The organism is Streptomyces sp. NPDC087270 (genome assembly GCF_044744625.1).
Classification (GTDB): domain Bacteria; phylum Actinomycetota; class Actinomycetes; order Streptomycetales; family Streptomycetaceae; genus Actinacidiphila.
Map to the genome: position 1 here is coordinate 346396 of NZ_JBIUYR010000001.1, position 15902 is coordinate 362297.

Genomic DNA, 15902 nt, shown 5'->3' on the forward strand with positions numbered 1-15902 from the left:
GCGACACCGACCGCCCCATCAACCTGCACCTGGCCGCATGACCAACAACTTCGCCGGGGCCCTGGGGTGGACGCTTTCGGCAGCTTCCTGCGGGAGGCGCATGCTCGGTTGAACGGGGAGGTGCCCGGGCCGGCCGAGAACCCGACGATTCAACGGTTCGCGCCGGGGCGGCCGGAGCCGCGGCGGGGGGTGGGGACAGGGGTGGGGGTCAGGCGGTGGTGATGAGGAAGTCCTCGCCGGTGGAGGGGCGGAGGGAGTCGGGGCGGGCGGCGAAGTAGCGGTGGAACAGGTCGGAGCCGGAGACGTGGTGGGCGGAGGGGAACCCGGCCGTACGGGCCAGGGCGAGCATCTCGTGCGGGGCGTAGAAACTGATGAAGGGGGTGCGGGAGGCGCGCGCGTTCTTGAGGGTGGCCTCGCGGATCGGGCGGTCGACGGGGTCGACGAGTTCGGTGGGGAGCTGGAAGGTCATCGCGAGGGTCGTGCCCGGGGCGAGGGCCGCGATCTGGCGGAGGGTGGCCTCGGTCGCCTCCCGGGTCAGGTACATGGTGACGCCCGCGGAGACGAAGACGGCGGGCCGGGAGCGGTCGAACCCGGCGGTGACGAGCCGGTCCAGCCAGGAGTCGCCCGCCTCGAAGTCCACCGGGACCAGGCGCAGCCACGAGGGGACGCCGTAGCCGAGTTCGTCCAGGCGGCGCCGCTTCCACGCCTGCGGGGCGGGCTGGTCGACCTCGAACACCGTGAGCCGGGCGGCGGTCTCGGGCTCGCGCTGGGCGAACGTGTCCAACCCCGCGCCGAGGATGACGTACTGGTCCACGCCCTGCCCGGCCCGCTCGGCGACCAGGTCCTCGATGAAGCGCGCCCGGGACACGATGGCCGCGCGGAACCCGCGGCTGGCCTCGGGGTCCATGTCGGGACGGTCACGCCACCCCTCCGGAGGGGCCACCAGCCGCAGCCCCACCTCGTCCACGAACACGTGCGGCGGCGCGTCCAGTCGTACGTGCAGCGCGCGCCACAGCGCGACCCGCTCCGCCGAACTCTCGGGCCCGTCAGCGGAGTCGCCCGGGTCGCCCGGCCCGTTCCGATCGGTCGCCATATCGGTCCTCTTCCGGTGCATCCGGTGGCTCGGGCGGCGGCCGTCGCGACGGCCGGCACCGCTTCCACGTTCGACGTAGGTCCTCGTCACCCGTAGGGACAGGGCCAGCACGCTAGCAAGCACGGGAAGCCGGATGCGGGTATGTCGCCCGATCCGGGGTGTTGGCCGGCCGCCTGCCGATCGTTGCCCGGCTCCTTCGACGTCCGCTCGCCTTGACGCCCGGGTTCTTCGACGTCCGCTCGCCTTGACGCCCGGCTCCTTCGACGCGCTCCCCGGTTCGCCCCGGGTGGCGATCCGCCCACCGTTCGGGGAACGCGGGCTGACGCACGGAAGACGCTTCGATGACATGTCCCGTGCGGCCGGATATCCGTGCATCCCTTCCGGCGGGAACTGTGTCTGATCGGACGATCGGCTTCCACTTGCCGCTCGCGCTCGTTCCGCACCCGCACCCGCACGGCTCCCCCGCGGCGCCACCTCGACAAGACTCGAAGGAGTCCCGCCGGAGATGAACCCCCTCACGCCCCCGCCCCTCGGCCGACCGTACACCCGGCGCCTCGCCCGCCCCGCTGCCCGCCGCCGCGGCGCGGTCCCAAGGGCCGGCGGCCCCGGCCTCCGTCCCCCGAGGGCGGTTGCGCGCCCTCGACGGCCTCCGGCTGGTCGCCGCCCTGATGGTCTGCGCCTACCACTACGCGGGTCGTGGCGGCGACATCGACCAGTCGTGGGGGCGCTCGCCCGCGGAGGTCTTCCCGCATCTGGCCGGACCGTTCTCCTACGGCTGTCTGGGCGTCGAGATCTTCTTCGTGATCAGCGGGTTCGTGATCTGCATGTCCGGCTGGGGACGGGACCTGAAGAGCTTCACGGTGTCCCGCGTGACCCGCCTGTACCCCGCCTACTGGGCGGCGCTCATCATCGTCACCGCCGCCTTCGCGCTGGCCGGCCGCCACGTCGTGTCCCGGCCGGACCTGCTGACGAACTTCACCATGCTCCAGATGCCGGCGGGTGCCGAGCGCGTGCTCGGCGTGTGCTGGACGCTCTGGGCCGAGATGCGGTTCTACCTGCTCTTCGCCCTCGCCGTGGTCTGGCCGGGCGCCACCCGCCGCCGCGTGCTGGTGTTCTGCGCGGCCTGGACGGTCCTCGCGCTCTACGCCGACACCTCGGGGGAGGCGTTCGCGAAGACCGCGCTCATGCCGGAGTACGCGCCGTTCTTCGTGGCCGGCATGGGGATGTACCTCGTGTACCGCTTCGGGCACGACGCGATGTCCTGGGGCGTGGTCGCGGTGGGCTTCCTGCTCGGCCAGCGCAACGCGGTCAAGGCGAACGTCGCGCCCGCGCACATGAGCGTCTTCCACCACCGCACGGAATTCGGCGTGATCGCGGTGGTCGCCTTCGGCTTCGCCGCCGTGGCGGCGGTGACCCTGGTGCCGTCCATATCCCGCCTGAACTGGCGCTGGCTGACCACGGCCGGCGCTCTGACGTACCCGTTCTACCTCGTCCACGACCACCTGGGTACGGTCACCGTCGCGGTCCTCGTGCACAGCACCGTGCTACCGCCGGCCGTGGTGCTCCTGCTGGCCGCGGGGATGATGCTGGTGCTCGCCTGGCTGCTGCACCGCCTGGTCGAGAAGCCGCTCGCCCCGCTGCTGAAACGGGCCCTCCTGCGCTGAGGGTCGAGCGGCTCTTCCCACGGTCCCCGCTCACGCCTCCGCTCGGGTGAGCGCCACGTCCAGCACGACCAGCAGCGCGTCCCGCACCGAACCCCGCTCCCGCGCGTCGAAGGTGATGACGGGGACGTTCTCCGCCACGTCCAGTGCCCACCGCACCTCGTCGAGGGTGTGCTCGACGCGCCCGTCGAAGGCGTTCACCGCGACCGCGAACGGTATCCGGCGGTGCTCGAAGTAGTCGACCGCGGCGTAGCAGTCGTCGAGCCGGCGGGTGTCCACGATGACGAGGCCGCCGAGGGCGCCCTGGACGAGGTCGTCCCACATGAAGCCGAACCGCTCCTGGCCCGGGGTGCCGAAGAGGTAGAGCTTCAGGCCGGCGTCGATGGTGATGCAGCCGAAGTCCATCGCCACGGTGGTCGTGGTCTTGTGCGGGGTGTGGCTGAGGTCGTCCACCCCCGCAGCCACCTCGGTGATCGCCGCTTCGGTGGTGAGCGGCCGGATCTCCGAGATCGACCCGACCGCGGTGGTCTTGCCGACCCCGAACCCGCCCGCGACCACCATCTTCACCGGCAGCGGGGGAGCGCCCCGGCCGGGCGCCTCAGTCGTTGTCACGGAGTGTCCCCCCGGAGTCGGGGATGGTGCGGAGACCATCGATAACCCTTCGCAGTACGGAAACGTCGCGGGCGATGTCGGCGCTCGGAACGTACACCGAAAGGTGGCCGCCCGCCGAAAGGTCCTCGGCCAGCACCCGGACGACGTTGAGGTGCAGCCGCAGCGTGGCCGCGATCTCGGCCACCGACTGCGGTCGGCGGCAGGCCGCCACGATGTCGTGCCGCTCGAACGACATCAGGTCCAGCCGCTCCAACCCGGCCGCGGTCGCCACGAGTTGGGTCTCGACCGGCATCGGCGGCAGGTCCGAGCCGCCGGCCGCCCCGGCCACCCGGCCCGCGGTCACCAGGAACGGCCGTACGGCGGGCGCCCGGTCGACCGGTTCGTCACCGGCACCCATGGGCCTTCACCTCCTCGCGGTGAGCCGTCAGCGGTGTGCGCTCAGCGGCGGCCGGCGCCTCCGGCCGCGCATACGTGAACAGGTGGTACGTCAACTGCCCGTACGCGGAAGCCCGGTACGGCAACTGCCCGTGCCCGCAAGGGCGGTACGCGTACCGGCCGTACCCGCCCGGCCGGTACGTCAACTGCCCGTACGCGGAAGGCCGGTACGTCAACGGGCCGACGGCGAACCGACGGTGTTCTTCAACTCCAGCACCAGCTCCGGATTGAGCGCCGCCCCGGCCCGGTTCGCGAACACCGTCATCTCGTAGGCGATGTTCCCGAGCTTTGCCTCCTTGGAGGTCACCACGCCCAGGACAGCACCGCTGCCGATCGCCGAGACCAGGATGTGGCCCTCGGCGAGGTCGATGATCACCTTGTTCAGCGGGCCCAGGCCGTAGTTGCCGGCGGCGCCCGCCGCGAGGCTGGTCATGCCCGAGACGATCGCCGCGAGCCGCTCGGAGTCCGCCGGGTCGCGGAGCTGCGACACCGCGATCAGCAGGCCGTCGGAGGACACCGCGATGGCGTCCACCACCCCCGCGGTCTCGGTGGCGAAACGGTTCAGCAGCCAGGTGAAATCGGCTGCGGCGGCCCGCAGTTCCTCGGGCCCGCCACCTGTCGGCGTTGTCACTCTTCGGCTCCTTCCGGGAACCCCGTGTCCAGTGTGGTGCGGCTCTGGCCGGTGTCGGCCGTCGCGGTGTCGCGGTGCGCCCGTTCCACCGCCGCCTCGAACTCGTCCAGCTCGGAGCGGACTTGCTCGGCGTCTGCGGCGGGGCGGTGCGGGTCTGGGGGAGAGGGTACGGCGGGGCCGGCGGCGGCCGGGGCGGCGGGGGCCGCCGCTCCGAGCGTGGTGGCGAGGGTGGCGCCCTTCACGCGGCGCCGCAGCCCGCCCGGCGACGTACTCCCGTGGGCGTGTGTGCCGGGCGCGGCGGGAGTACCCGGTGCGGTGGAGGCACCCGTGGAACCGGGCCCGCTCGCCGCGCCGTTCACCGTATGTGCGCCGGTCGCGGCGCCGCCCAGCGCTATTGCGTTCCCGTTCCCGGTTCCGTTGCCGTTCGGGGCGGTCCCCTGCCCCGGGCCGAGGCGGCGGACCGGTGCGGCGGGCGCGGACGGCACGGCCGCTGAGCTGATCGCCGCGTTGCGCTGCGGCACCCTGCGGGGGAGCGGCGCGGGCGCGTCCGGGCGGTTCGGCGCCGCGTGCCGGGCGCCGCCGCCGGCCTCCGTGTCGCGGCCCGGCTCCGGGTGCGGGCGGGCCGGGCCCGACTCGGGCACCCGGGCGGCGTGCCGCGGCCCCCGTGCGGCCCGCTCGCCGCGCTCGGCCAGGTCGCCCCGTTCGAGTTCCGCGGCCCCGCCTTCGTACGACCTGCGCCCGGCCCGGCCCTCGGTTCCGGCGCCGGCCCCGTTCCCGGTGTCCAGCCGCTTCCTCGGCTCCGCGAACGGGCTCATCATCAGCAGCAGCGCCGACGGGATCGCCACCTGCGCGGTGACGCCGCCGCCCTGCGTACGGGTCAGCGTGACGCGCACGCCCCAGCGCCGGGCCAGGCTGCCGACCACGAACAGGCCGAGCACCTTCGTGGGCACCAGGTCGAGGCGTTCGCGGCGCACCAGCCGGGCGTTCTCCTCGGCGAGCCGGGCCGCGCTCATGCCCAGGCCGTGGTCGGTGACCTCGATGAGCGCTCCCTCGGAGCGCGCGCTCACCGTCACCTCGACCGGGCTGCGGGCGGGCGAGAAGGCGACCGCGTTCTCCAGCAGCTCGGCGAGCATCAAGGTCAGGTCGGCGATGATGTCGGGCGCGACGGTGACCTCGGTCTCGGCGCTGAGCGAGACCCGCTGGTAGCCCTCGATCTGGCCGAGCGAGGCGCGCACCACGTTGGTGAGCGGGGTGGGCCCCGCCTCCATGCCGGTCTCGCGGATGCCGGCCAGCAGCATCAGGCTGTCGGCGTTGCGCTGGAGCCGGACCGCGAGGTGGTCGATGCGGTAGAGCCGGTCGAGCAGCGCGGGGTCGGTCTCGCCGCGCTCCACCGCGTCGATCAGGGAGAGTTGACGGGCCGTCAGGTTGCTCACCCGGCGGCCGACGTTGCCGAACATCTCCGCGGTGTTGCGGCGGCTGAGCACCTGCCGTTCCAGCAGTGCGGCCGCGGTGGTCTGCACCCGGTTGAAGGCGGCGGCCAGGTCGCCGATCTCGTCGCGCGCGGTCACCGGCATCTCGCGCAGCCGCGGCGGGCTCGCGTCCACCGCGTCGTCGTCGGCGACCCGGGCCAGTTCCCGCCCGGCCACCTCCGCGACCTCGGCGGCCGCCCCGGTGAGCGCCTGCACCGGCCGGATCACCGAGCGGCGGATCGCCACCGACAGCGCCAGCCACAGGACGAACGCCACCAGCGCGCCGGCCAGCAGCCAGGCCGCCCGCCACCACGCGTTGTCCGAGGCGTGGTCGGCCCGGTCGGCGATCTGGCCGATCAGCGAGCTGGTGACGCGCAGCCGGCTCTCCGCCTGCTGCTGGTACTGCGGGTACGCCTGGAGCGCGGAGGTGAAGGCCGCCTTGATGGCCGCCGGGCCGTTGGCCACCAGCGAGCTCGGGTCCACCTGGAGGCCCGCGTACTGCTGCGAGATGGTGTTCCAGGCCGTGCCCTGCTCGATCCCGGCCAGCTCGGCGCTCTGCTTGGAGGTCGCGTAGCGGCCGAACCGGGCCGCCTCGGTGGTGTAGACCTGCTCGTCGCCGACCGCGTGGACGAACTCGATCAGCGCGTTGGCGTCACCGGTCTGCGCGGAGAACACGCTGGTCTCGAAGGAGCTGTGCGCGGCCTCGGCGCGCAGCAGCGAGTCCAGCAGGCTGCCGGTGCGGGTGGTGGAGAGGTTGGTGCTGGTGTCCAGGTCGAGGCCGTCGATCAGGTCGTCCATCGCGGAGGTGTACGCCGGGTCGATGTTGTCGGCCGGCAGGTAGCTCTGCTCCACGGTGCTGCGCAGGCTGCTCAGGCCGTCGATCTCCTTGAGCACCTGCTCCTCGGCGGCCGGCAGCCGCGAGCCGAAGGCGTGGCGGACCGCGGCGACCTGCCGGTCCACCGCGTCCTGCGCGTCGCGGTAGGCGGTCAGCGACGGCCGGCCGCCGGTGGTGGCCGACTCGTAGCGCACCGACAGCAGCAGCGCCTGCTGGTGCTCGGACTCGACCCGGTCGACCAGGGTCGCGACCTGGCGGCTGCTGCGGACCAGCTGGGCGGCGGAGCCCGCGTCCCTGGCCTGGCCGACCAGCCCGGAGATCACATAGCCGAGCAGCAGGGCGATCACGACGAGGGGGACGCCGAGCAGCACGTCGAGCTTGCGCCGGAAGGGCCGGCGGTCGGCGAAGCGGGCGAGCGCGGATGTTCGGGGCGGACGGTCGCCATCGTGCGGGACTTCCGGTACCGGATGCTCTCGTTCCGGTCCGATCGCTCCGTTCGCGGACACGACGCGCCCTCCTCCGTGACTTTGACCACTTTCGTCACCTTGGTCGGACGGAAGTGGCCGAAAACTCCCCGTGTCAGTCCGGGAATGGTCGCCAACTGCCCGGAGACTACCTCGTCTTGTCGTCCGGCACCTGGCCTGCACATCAAGATCCTGTTAAGTCCGCCCACGCACCGACCTGTGGCGATCCGGTTCCGCCGCAGGTCAGCGCGGTGCCGCCGGGTGCCGGATCGGCGCTTCGCACGCGTCGATGCCAATCGGTGACCAGCCTTCACTTGACTGGGTGGGAAGCGGCTGGATTGGATCGTCACCAAGGCATGTTTCGAACAACGTTGATCATCTTTCGAACACCGAGCCGGAAGCGGAAACCGTGACTACTCGCGAGAACAGCACCTGGTCCAGCCCGAGTTACCTCCGACTGGCCGCCGTGGCGGTCGTCGCTGCCGTGGCAGCGCCCCTGCTGGCGGGCTGTTCCTCCTCCTCGTCCGGCGACAGCGGCAGTGACCCGCTGGCCGGGAAGAAGGCGTCCGGCGGCACCGTGGTCGTCGGCTCCAACAACTTCGCCGAGAGCACCGTGCTTGCCTACATCTACGGCGAGACCCTCAAGTCCAAGGGCATCAAGGTCAGTTACAAGCTGAACATCGGCACCCGTGAGACCACCTACGGGATGATGAAGAACGGCACGCTGACGGTGATGCCGGAGTTCAACGGCGCGCTGCTCTCCTACCTGAACCCCAAGGCGGTGGCCACGACGGCGGCCGCGACGGATTCCGCGATCACCGCGAAGCTCGACCCGAAGCTGACGGTGCTGAAAGACGCCCCGGCCGAGGACAAGGACTCGGTGACGGTCAACGCCGCCACCGCGAAGAAGTACCACCTGACCGCGTCCTCCTCGATCGCCGATCTCGCCTCGATCAGCAAGGACCTCGTGATCGGCGGCTCGCCGGAGTTCCAGACCCGCCAGCAGGGCCTGGTCGGCCTGAAGTCCGAGTACAACGTGGTGCCGAAGTCCTTCAAGGCGCTGGACGCCGGCGGCCCGCTCACCGAGTCGGCGCTGAAGAGCAACAACGTCCAGGCCGCGGACATCTTCACCACCGACCCGACCATCTCGTCCGAGAAGTTCGTCACGCTCCAGGACCCGAAGAGCCTCTTCGGCTTCGGCAACGTGCTTCCGCTGGTCTACAAGTCGGGGCTCTCGCAGGCCGGTGTCGACGCGCTCAACAGCGTGTCGGCGAAGCTCGACACCGCGAAGCTGCTCGACCTGGACACCCAGGTGCAGACCGACAAGAAGGACCCGCTCGCGGTCGCGCAGACGTGGCTGAAGTCCATCGGCGTCAGCTGAGCGGGGAAGGCTGAGCCGGGCCCGCGTAGGCCCGCGTACGAGCCTGAGGACGGTCCCGGGGTGCCGAGCGCACCCCGGGGCGGCCCGGTTCGGCCCAGGCCGCGGGGACGACCGGGGCGCCCCGAGCACGCGTCACGGACACCCCGGAGCCCGCACGACGTACGACCCGGGGCGCGACCGTGACGGACGGCCCCTCCGTACCGCCCTTGTGCACTGCCTCTCCGAACCACCCTTCCGAACCACCCTTCCGTACCGCCCTCAGCCGGAGGCGACCGTGGGAACAGCCCCTGAGTCGTCGTCGCACCGCGGCAACGACGCTTCCTCCGCACCCCAGCGTGCGCAGGCGGCCGGCGCGGTCCTCGACGGCTTCGGCCTCGACGCCGACGGCGTCGCACTGCTCGCCGACGGCGTGGCCGGACCCGTCGTCCCGCCGGAGGCGTACGCACGCGCCGAACGCTCCTGGCGCACCGCCCAGCGGCTCGCCGCCTCCGGCCGGATCTACGGCCGCGACACCGGGGTCGGCGCCAACCGGATGGTCTTCCTCAGCGACGAGGACAAGGACGAGCAGGACCTGCGGCTGCTGCGCAGCCACGCCGGCGGGGTCGGCGCGCTGCTGCCCGCCCGCGAGGTCCGCGCGATGCTGGCGGTCCGCGCCAACCAGGTGCTGGCCGGCGGCTCCGGCCTCCAGCCCGCACTCGTCCACGCGATGGTCGAGGCGCTGCGGCTGCATGTGCACCCGGCCGTCAACGAGTACGGGGCGGTCGGCACCGGCGATCTGACGGCGCTCGCGCAGACCGGGCTGACGCTGATCGGCGAGCGGCCCTGGCTGGCGGACCCGGTGGGGGCGCTGGGGCCGGAACTCGACCCGATCGGTGCGGAGGCGCGGGGTGCGGAGGTGCTGGGCGCGGAAACGGTACGGGACGGCGGGGTGCGGCACGGCGGGGTGAGGCCGGGCGCCGTACCGGCCGGTCCCGTACCAGCCGGTCCCGCGTCGCCCGGAGCCGTACCGCCCGGAGCCGTATCGCCCGGTCCCGTACCGCCCGGCGCGAACTCCACCGAGCCGGGGCCGGTGGGCGTCCACGCCGATCCGCACCCCGACGGCGGCCCCGTCGCGCCGCTGCACACCAGCGCCACCGCGCCCGGACCCGCGCCCGTGACCCTTCAGCGCGGCGACGGGCTCGCCCTGATGAGCAGCAACGCCCTCGCGCTCGGCCAGGCCGCGCTGGTCTGCCACGACATCGACGTCCTGCTGCGGGCCTCGCACGCCATCGCCGCCCTCTCGCTGGCCGCGGTCGGCGGTTCCCTGGAGGCGTACGCCGCTCCGGTGCACGCCCTGCGCCCGTACGCCGGCACCCTGCACGCCGCCGCCGAGGTGCGCAGGCTGCTCGGGCAGCCGGAACGCCCGCAGGCGCCCGGCCGGCGTATCCAGGACCCGTACGGCTTCCGGGCGTTCCCGCAGGTGCACGGGCCGGCGCTGGAAGCGGTCGGCGCGCTGCGCCGGGTGCTCGGCGTCGAGATCAACTGCCCTTCGGAGAACCCGCTGATCACCGAGGACGGCGGGCCGGACGGCGGTCCCGCGGTCTACCACCACGGCGGGTTCTTCGCCGCGCCGCTCGGCCTCGCGCTCGACCAGCTCTCGCTGGCCGTGCTCCAGACCGCCCGGCTGTCCACCGCCCGCCTCGGGCACCTCGGCGACCCCGACATCACCGGGCTGCGGCCCTTCCTCGCGGACGGGCCCGCGGCCAGCTCAGGGATCATGATCCTCGAGTACAGCGCGAACTCCGCGCTCGCGGAGCTGCGGGCCTCCGCCTCGTCGCCCGCGTCCGCTGGGCACACCGTCATCTCCCGCGGGCTCGAAGAGGCGGCGAGCTTCGCCTCCCAGGCGGCACGGCAGGCGCTCCGAGCCGCGGGCGCCTACCGTCTCGTGCTCGCCTGCGAACTCGTCGCGGCGGTACGGGCGTTGCGTATCCAGCCGGCGGACCTTCTCGACCCGGGCGCACCCGTGCACGCGGTCCTGACCTCGCCCGCGCTCCCGGCCGGCCCGGGGGACCGCCCGCTCACCCCCGACGTGACCGCCGCGACCCTCCTCCTCCCCGCCCTCGCCGCCCTCTGAGCCGCCGCGCGGACCACTCCCGTGGTCGCTTCGGCGCGAACCCGTCTGGAGCGCGGCCGGACCGGGATCTATCGTGGGTCCTGATCATGTTTTCGTATATGCGGCCCACCTGGGGGGATGGCGCGGATGGCATCGGAAGGCGTCCAGGAACTGACCGACAGGGCGAGCCGGTTGCGCGGCCTGGCCGACGAGATCGAGGCGTTGCCGGACGCGGCCCGTACCTTCGCCACCGCCACGATGAAGGACTGGTCCGGCCCGCACGCCGACCGTACCCGCGGGGAACTCGGCACGTGGCGGACCACGTGCCGCACCGTGGCGGAGTCCTTGCGCACCGAGGCGGGTACGTGCGAGCAGAACGCGAAGAAGCTCAAGTAGCCGCCCGTACGGCACTCGTGTGCCGCCTTACGCCGCGATACGCCGCCGCACGCCGCCCGGGTTCGGTCGGCCCGACCAGGAGCGCGCCACCCGCATGCCTTCGTACGACAGTTCACGTAGCCGGTTCCGCCTCGCCGACCGGCACATCGCCGTGCTCGGCCATCTCTCCGACCACCAGTCCCCGCCCGAGGAACTGCTTCCCTCGCTCGGCGAACTCCAGGAGCTCGGGCTGGTCGGGCCCGAGGGCGAACTCGACCTCTCTCTCAAGCAGTTGATCGAGACCCTCGCCGATCCCGTCGCCGTCGTGCGGATCGAGGTCACCGGCGGCCACGGTCCGGTCCACCACGGGCTGGTCGTCGGCCCGGACGCCGTCATCGCGCACGACGGCTGGCCCGGTGAGGAGGAGTCGGAGTACCTCTCGATCCTCCCGACCACCCTGGTCTGGGAGATCGCCCGCATGGTCAATCTGCACGGTGTCTCCGCGCCGGAGCCGGCCGTGCCGCCCCGGATCACGACCACCATGGGCGCGCTGGACGCCGCTCTCGCTGCCCTCGCCGCAGCCACGGCCGACGGCGCCCCGGTCCCACCCGAAGACGGCGCCCTCCTCGCCCGGGCCGCCCTCGCCGCCGCTGACGGCTCCCTCGCCGACCCCGAACTCTCCTTGCTCGCCGACCTCGTCTGCGCGCTCGCCGGCACCTGGCGCGTCACCGTCGTCTGGGGCGCCCCGCCCACGCCCGCGGCCGAACCCGTCACCGCACTCCGCGCCCTCGCCGTCTGGGACTGCGGCGCCCTCGGCTACTGGGTGCGCGAGCAGCCGGAAGAGCCGATCCTCCCCGGCGGCGTCGACCCCACCACCCCCCTCCACCTCACCCCCGCCACCACCTCAACCCTCTGGACCCGCCTGACTGACCTCCTCCCGGACCAGCCGGAACTGGCGGACGAGGGCAACGCGGCGTAGGCCAACCCCGAACGCGGCGGAGGTGAAGCCGGCCATCGGAGGGTCAGCCACTGCCCACGGTGTTGGCACCGAGGCGGTCCGGTTCGTGTTGGGCGTGGGTGATGTGGAGTGCACGTGCGGCTCGGGTGAGGCCGAATGAGTTGTACTTGAGTTTGCCTGCTGTGCCACCGACTTGGAGCGTGGCCTTGTGAGTGGACGGCTGGCCCATGATGCCCATCCCGGCGACGTGCGCTTCCGGAAGATGCTCCGAGACCAGCTGGGCCTGGAACACGGCCTTGGGATGGTTCGGCCGGCGCGTGTGGAAAGCCATGACGTCGCCGTAGCGCCCGGCGGTGCCGCGGTATCCGCGCTGCGGGTCGTCTTCGAAGGGTCCGAGTTCGAAGGGTCCGAGTTCGAAGGTGAGGTTGATCACTTCGCGGTTATCCGTCCCCATTGGTGTCGCTTCTGAAGAGTCCGTAGAGCGGCGCTGCTGTGGGGTCGAGAGGGTCGGTGGCGACGGCTTCGAAGACGAGGGCTATGGCGAGGTCCACTTCGTCGGTGTCGCCGTGCGTCGTCACCTTGCGGACCTGGCCGGTTCCGCGAATTCGGCGGCCGTTGGTGAGGGTGATGCGTGCGCCGCGTCTGCGGAGTTCCGTGTCGGTTCTGAGGGTTCGCGTGTAGGCGTAGGTGTACGTGCGGTCGGCGTAGGTGATGTGGAGTGCGCGTGCGGCTCGGGTGAGGCCGTAGGAGTTGTACTTGAGCTTTCCGGTGATGCCGTCGACTTCGAGGGTCGCTTTGTAGGGTGAGGGTTGCCCGCCCATCCCGATGCCGTCGACGTGTGCTTCAGGGAGGTGCTCGGAGACGAGTTGAGCCCGGAGTGTCGCGTTGGGTTGATGATCGCGCACGGACTTGACGTAGTAGGCCATGGTGTCGCCGTAGGGCCCCGCGACACCGCGGAAGCCCTCTTGCGCTTCGTTTCTGAAGGGTTCCAGCTCGAAGGTAAGGCCGCTCATATGTCGATCCTAGAAGTGCCAGTGGGTCGGGTTGAGTTTCTTCGCCGCGGACTTGGCGCCGCTGGCGATGTCATGAGTCACGTTGCTCGTGGTTTTGTCCACCCAGTGCGTGGCCGTTGACGTGCCCTTCTTGATGTCGCCCCAGTGCTGTACGACTTCCGCGCCGGCGTAGACGCTGCCGGTGGCGATGGTGAGGCCGAAGGTGACCGGGTTCGGTGCGATGAGAGTGGCGGTCAGGGATGCGTTGAAGGCCGTGTCGGCGGCGTCGGCGACGTAGCCGGCACCCTCGCGCTTGAACGCCTTGACGGGATTGCCGTCGGATATCAGGTTCGCCGTGCTGATCCCGGTCATGGCGACGCTCGTGACGATGTTGAAGCTGCGGAACGCGCCGGCGGTCTCGCTCACGGTGGCGAGCCCCTTCAGGGCAGCGCCGTAGCGGCTCTTGGCCGCGACGTTTTCGAAGGCGGTGCCTTCCCGCAGGCCTCGATATGCCTTGGCACCGACTCTGGCCAGGTTGGCGTGGGCCGCGCGCTTGACCTCGACGCCGGAGTGCGTCAGACCGCCGAACTGCTTCGCGAGCTTGTCATTGCCGACCAGGAAATTGATCACCTTGTTTGCCGAGACGCCATGCAAGGCAAGGTTCATGAGCGGCTTTTCGCGGAGTGGGTCCCAGCGATCGCTTGCCAAGTCTCCGATCATTCCGTTCAATCCTGGAACGTGTTGAAGCGCCGAGGTCAGCTTGCTGGGAAGCCATGCGCCGGGGGCGCTCAGCGAGCGGATTCTCGGCTCCCACTGGTCAATCCGGCTGGCCACGTCAGCGAGGCGGTTGATGCCAGGACCTCGCAGCTTCGTCGCCGCCCAGGTCTGCCACTGCCGTAGCCATCCCTTCTTGAAGGAGTTCCCCACCAGCACCTTGGTGAGTTGGGAGCCCTGGAAGATGACGTGGCCGGCTGCGTCGGTGGCGCTTTTCCAGTCGCCGAAGTTGGTGAGGTAGCTCTGGACCGCGGGCTCGAACGGTTGGAGTCCGGGGAGGGCGGTGAGGGCCTGGGCCTTGAGGCGGTCGATCCAGTCGTCGAGGTTCTCATTGGGGCGGCGCCGGAACTGCGACGCCTTCGGGTCGTCACTGGCGGCGACGGAGTTGGCGACGAGCGCGAGTTCGGGGGAGAGCCCGTCGCCCTTGTACTTCGCGAGGTCCTGAGCGGAGAACCCGGCCCAGAGGAACCCCCCGGTGAGGTCACCCGCGTTCATGCGGGCCCGGGCCGCGCGGCGGCGCAGGTCGGGCGCGGTGTCGTCGGCCCAACGCGCGAGCGGCCGCAGGCCGTTGAGATGGGAGGTGGCGCCGAGCGCCGCCGCGCTGCGGAAAGCGGCGTCGGTACGGCTCTTGAGGCTGTTCGGCCCCTTGCCGTCGAGCAGCGTGGCCAGTTGCTCCAGGTCGACGGGGTCCACGCTGCGCAACTTCTGGTCGCGGCCGTCTCCCATGCGATTCCCTCCCCGGAGGCACGTCGTCACCATGGGCAACTTTAACGTTCCTTGGTGACCGGGTGGTGAACCCGTGCCCTGTGAGGGGGAAAGGAGGCGGCGGGCCGCCCCGGAGTGGGGCGGCCCGCCGCGGGTGGGTCGTGGGGGAGCGTCAGTCGGTGGGGCGCAGGACCACCGGGAGGGTCTGGTGGCCGTTGGTGATCAGGGAGGGCACCCGGGGGAGGGTGTCGGCGGGGGTCGCCAGGCGGGTGTCGGGGAAGCGGGTGAAGAACGCGCTCAGCGCGACCACCGCCTCCAGCCGGGCCAGCGGGGCACCCAGGCAGAAGTGCACGCCGTGGCCGAACGCGAGGTGCTCGGGGCCGGGCGCGGTGCGCGTGAGGTCGAACTGCCCGGCCGTGTCGCCGTGCCAGTCGGGGTGCCGGTTCGCCGCGGCGTACGCGGCGAGGATCGCCTCGCCCGCGGCGATCATCTGACCGTCGGGCAGCGGGATGTCGCGGACCGCGAAGCGCATCGGCAGGTTCTTCACCGCCGGTTCCAGCCGCAGCGTCTCCTCCACCACCGACGACCAGTCCGAGTCCCCGGACCGGACCAGCGCGAGCTGGTCGGGGTGGGTCAGCAGCGCGGAGATCGCCTGGTCGAGGAGGTTGACCGTGGTCTCGTAGCCGGCGCTGATCATCAGCAGCAGCGTGTCGCGCAGTTCGGTCTCGGACAGCGCCGAGCCGTCGCCCTCCTCGTCGCGCGCGGCGATCAGCAGGGAGGTCATGTCGTCGCCGGGCGCGGTCCGCTTGGCGGCGATCAGGTCGTCCAACACCCCGTACAGGCGAACGGTGTTGGCCATCGCCTCATCAGGCGTGAGGGTGGTGGAGAAGACGCCGTCCACCACGGTACGGAAGTCCGCCTGCTGCTCCTCGGGCAGGCCCATCAGATGGCTGATCACCTGGATCGGGATCGGGTAGGCGAACAGCTCGCGCAGGTCGACCGGGGTGTCCGGGGCGTCGTGGGACAGCTCGTCGAGCCGGTCCAGCAGCGTGCTGACGATCTGCTCGACCCGGTCGCCGAGCGCGGCTATCCGGCGGGCGCTGAACGCGGGGGCCACCAGCCGGCGCAGCCTGCGGTGGTCACCGCCGTACGCGGTGAACATGTTGTGCACCGACACCCACAGCGCCAGCGGCCAGGTCGCGACCGCGTGGTCGTACGCCGGCCAGTGCTGCCGGGCGTCCTTGGAGACGTCGGGGCCGGTCAGGAGCTGCTTGAGCAGGGTCGGGTCGGTGACGGCCCAGGCCGGCACACCGAGGATGTCGACGCGGGCGGCGGGGCCCTGGGAGCGTAGCTTCTCGTGCTCGGAGTCCGGGTCGGAGCCGGTGGGGTCCAGGACGAGAGGGGTGGGCAGGGACACGGCGGAGT

The 15902-nt window shown here is 71.8% G+C and carries 14 protein-coding genes; 5 read left to right on the plus strand and 9 right to left on the minus strand.

Translation table 11 applies throughout. From position 1 onward, the window contains the following. Positions 1 to 208: 208 nt before the first annotated feature. Positions 209 to 1093, minus strand: a complete 885-nt coding sequence (locus ACIPAE_RS01515) for a class I SAM-dependent methyltransferase (protein WP_402442173.1) — start codon at positions 1091 to 1093, stop codon at positions 209 to 211. 629 nt (positions 1094 to 1722) lie between these two features. Between ACIPAE_RS01515 and ACIPAE_RS01520 the strand changes: the two genes are divergently transcribed. Next, positions 1723 to 2757, plus strand: a complete 1035-nt coding sequence (locus ACIPAE_RS01520) for an acyltransferase family protein (RefSeq protein WP_402442175.1) — start codon at positions 1723 to 1725, stop codon at positions 2755 to 2757. 30 nt (positions 2758 to 2787) lie between these two features. Here the strand turns inward: ACIPAE_RS01520 and ACIPAE_RS01525 are convergent, their stop codons facing one another. From ACIPAE_RS01525 to ACIPAE_RS01540, 4 genes are all read right to left on the minus strand, one after another. Then, on the minus strand, positions 2788 to 3405 hold the full coding sequence (locus ACIPAE_RS01525) for an ATP/GTP-binding protein (RefSeq protein ID WP_329364713.1): 618 nt from the start codon (positions 3403 to 3405) through the stop codon (positions 2788 to 2790). Next, the gene (locus tag ACIPAE_RS01530) at positions 3353 to 3763 is read right to left on the minus strand and encodes a DUF742 domain-containing protein (RefSeq protein ID WP_402442177.1); all 411 of its coding nucleotides are present in this window, start codon (positions 3761 to 3763) and stop codon (positions 3353 to 3355) included. Before ACIPAE_RS01530 ends, ACIPAE_RS01525 begins: the two co-directional genes overlap by 53 nt. 210 nt (positions 3764 to 3973) lie before the next feature. Beyond that, positions 3974 to 4432, minus strand: a complete 459-nt coding sequence (locus tag ACIPAE_RS01535) for a roadblock/LC7 domain-containing protein (RefSeq protein WP_328469339.1) — start codon at positions 4430 to 4432, stop codon at positions 3974 to 3976. Next, entirely contained in the window at positions 4429 to 7242 is a 2814-nt protein-coding gene (locus ACIPAE_RS01540) for an ATP-binding protein (protein WP_402442179.1), read from the minus strand. The genes ACIPAE_RS01535 and ACIPAE_RS01540 overlap by 4 nt, the downstream gene beginning before the upstream one ends. 367 nt (positions 7243 to 7609) lie before the next feature. Between ACIPAE_RS01540 and ACIPAE_RS01545 the strand changes: the two genes are divergently transcribed. The 4 genes from ACIPAE_RS01545 (at position 7610) to ACIPAE_RS01560 (ending at position 12027) form a co-directional block, all read left to right on the plus strand. Then, complete coding sequence (locus ACIPAE_RS01545; protein ID WP_329364709.1) at positions 7610 to 8581, plus strand: ABC transporter substrate-binding protein; 972 nt, start codon at positions 7610 to 7612, stop codon at positions 8579 to 8581. 274 nt (positions 8582 to 8855) lie between these two features. Beyond that, entirely contained in the window at positions 8856 to 10694 is a 1839-nt protein-coding gene (locus ACIPAE_RS01550; protein ID WP_402442182.1) for an aromatic amino acid ammonia-lyase, read from the plus strand. 126 nt (positions 10695 to 10820) lie between these two features. Next, positions 10821 to 11069: a hypothetical protein gene (locus ACIPAE_RS01555; RefSeq protein WP_329364705.1), complete on the plus strand. Its 249-nt coding sequence runs from the start codon at positions 10821 to 10823 to the stop codon at positions 11067 to 11069. Between the two features lie 94 nt (positions 11070 to 11163). Beyond that, the gene (locus ACIPAE_RS01560) at positions 11164 to 12027 is read left to right on the plus strand and encodes a hypothetical protein (RefSeq protein WP_402442184.1); all 864 of its coding nucleotides are present in this window, start codon (positions 11164 to 11166) and stop codon (positions 12025 to 12027) included. Positions 12028 to 12070: 43 nt separating this feature from the next. On the opposite strand, the gene ACIPAE_RS01565 is transcribed toward ACIPAE_RS01560, so the two are convergent. From ACIPAE_RS01565 to ACIPAE_RS01580, 4 genes are all read right to left on the minus strand, one after another. Further along, positions 12071 to 12439, minus strand: coding sequence for a hypothetical protein (locus ACIPAE_RS01565; protein ID WP_402442186.1), 369 nt, complete (start codon positions 12437 to 12439; stop codon positions 12071 to 12073). A 7-nt stretch (positions 12440 to 12446) separates the two neighbouring features. Then, positions 12447 to 13019 (minus strand): hypothetical protein, encoded by a 573-nt coding sequence (locus ACIPAE_RS01570; RefSeq protein WP_402442188.1) that lies wholly within the window; start codon positions 13017 to 13019, stop codon positions 12447 to 12449. Positions 13020 to 13028: 9 nt separating this feature from the next. Beyond that, positions 13029 to 14498: a PE-PGRS family protein gene (locus tag ACIPAE_RS01575; RefSeq protein WP_402442190.1), complete on the minus strand. Its 1470-nt coding sequence runs from the start codon at positions 14496 to 14498 to the stop codon at positions 13029 to 13031. Positions 14499 to 14649: 151 nt separating this feature from the next. Further along, positions 14650 to 15894 carry a cytochrome P450 gene (locus ACIPAE_RS01580; RefSeq protein ID WP_402442192.1) on the minus strand — a complete coding sequence of 415 codons (1245 nt, stop codon included), beginning with the start codon at positions 15892 to 15894 and terminating at the stop codon, positions 14650 to 14652. Between the last annotated feature and the right edge of the window lie 8 nt (positions 15895 to 15902).

Excerpts from the sequence above, each read along its gene's own strand:
- ACIPAE_RS01525 (WP_329364713.1), bottom strand. The coding sequence starts at position 3,405 with ATGGTCTCCGCACCATCCCCGACTCCGGGGGGACACTCCGTGACAACG.
- ACIPAE_RS01570 (WP_402442188.1), bottom strand. The coding sequence starts at position 13,019 with ATGAGCGGCCTTACCTTCGAGCTGGAACCCTTCAGAAACGAAGCGCAA.
- ACIPAE_RS01530 (WP_402442177.1), bottom strand. The coding sequence starts at position 3,763 with ATGGGTGCCGGTGACGAACCGGTCGACCGGGCGCCCGCCGTACGGCCG.
- ACIPAE_RS01555 (WP_329364705.1), top strand. The coding sequence starts at position 10,821 with ATGGCATCGGAAGGCGTCCAGGAACTGACCGACAGGGCGAGCCGGTTG.
- ACIPAE_RS01515 (WP_402442173.1), bottom strand. The coding sequence starts at position 1,093 with ATGGCGACCGATCGGAACGGGCCGGGCGACCCGGGCGACTCCGCTGAC.
- ACIPAE_RS01560 (WP_402442184.1), top strand. The coding sequence starts at position 11,164 with ATGCCTTCGTACGACAGTTCACGTAGCCGGTTCCGCCTCGCCGACCGG.
- ACIPAE_RS01575 (WP_402442190.1), bottom strand. The coding sequence starts at position 14,498 with ATGGGAGACGGCCGCGACCAGAAGTTGCGCAGCGTGGACCCCGTCGAC.